The sequence below is a fragment of the Nitrososphaera sp. genome, assembly GCF_050748925.1.
In the GTDB taxonomy this organism is placed as follows: domain Archaea; phylum Thermoproteota; class Nitrososphaeria; order Nitrososphaerales; family Nitrososphaeraceae; genus Nitrososphaera.
The window spans coordinates 1-1,127 of the sequence record NZ_JBOGQF010000252.1 but is presented as its reverse complement, the minus strand read 5'-3'; the positions used below and the strand labels follow the sequence as shown (position 1 = coordinate 1,127).

The following is a 1,127-nucleotide window of genomic DNA, read 5'->3' as shown; positions in this document are numbered from 1 at the left end:
CCTGTGGTGCGGCAAGAGGACCGCCCATGCCTGCACGAGATGCGGGTATTGCTATTCGTGCCACCCAATAGTCGAGAGGGCGCCAGCTCATGCCGCCTGACCTGCCTTTTGATATTCAATATTGAGGGCGACGTGCATGGAGTACGGAAGTGACTTGCCGGGCAGGTGAACGTTCTTTCCGCGGCGCGTCTACAATGTCAACCCGCAGCGCTTATAGCTACAGCGGGGCAACCCCGTCCTGTGGGAGCAAAGGCCGGCACCGTTCCGGAAGTTGAAGTACTGTATTACTGCGAGCAGTGCAGCACCGTTTTCCTTGACGGGCGGGACGCAGACGCCCACGGGGCAATATCCGGCCACTCTATGCACAAGCTGGCGCCCGCGGAAAGATAGTTTCCGCCTCATGCTGGCAGGCGTATTCATATAAGGGGTTGCCCAAAGAACATTGCCGATGGACGATAGCACGAAAAAGTTCATGATGAACCAGCTGATGTGGATAGGGATCTACTTTGCCATCAGCATTGCAATATCTCTCGTGCTGCCGTTCCCGATATCGCTTGTCGTCCTTATAGCCGTCATCGTGGGGATTGCATACTGGCGCAGGCGGACTATGATGAGGCGGATGGGCCAGAGCGGAGGCTCGTTCTTTGGAGGGGGCGGGAACCCGTTTGCCTCAAAGGGCATCGACTATTTCTGCATGAACTGCGGCGCCAAGCACAACAAGGCGGCGTGCCCCAACTGCGGGTCAAAGCTGAAAAAGGCCGGGTTCTAGTGGTAGTGTGCGTTTCCAGTGGAAAATGCCGGAAATAATCGTTCTTTTATAGAACCTCCACTGGCTATGCAAAAAATGCGGCGGAGGAGCTTTTGCGCAGCTTTTAACCGTGCCTGCGCCAAGGCGGCTGGAATCCTTTCAGGCCAAAAATTTTCAGTGTCGTCGCGCCAAATGCGTGCTATCTTGATCGCATCTTCCAAATTACATATCGCCCGTTGCAAAACCGTGTGCCGACTAGTATCATCCGGCGCTTATGTTTCAGAGGGGCTGCTTAGGGTGCATACTTGCGTTGTAGAACCGCTAATCAATCCCGGTCACGATGTCATGTTATGACTCCTGTAGAAAGCGTGGCATATGT

The 1,127-nt window shown here is 54.6% G+C and carries 2 protein-coding genes; both read left to right on the top strand.

The annotated features are described in order from the left end of the window. The first annotated feature begins 240 nt into the window (after window positions 1-240). Window positions 241-390 carry a hypothetical protein gene (locus tag ACREAY_RS12045; protein WP_431756007.1) on the top strand — a complete coding sequence of 50 codons (150 nt, stop codon included), beginning with the start codon at window positions 241-243 and terminating at the stop codon, window positions 388-390. A gap of 58 nt (window positions 391-448) precedes the next feature. Further along, complete coding sequence (locus tag ACREAY_RS12040; protein ID WP_431756006.1) at window positions 449-769, top strand: hypothetical protein; 321 nt, start codon at window positions 449-451, stop codon at window positions 767-769. Window positions 770-1,127 lie beyond the last annotated feature (358 nt).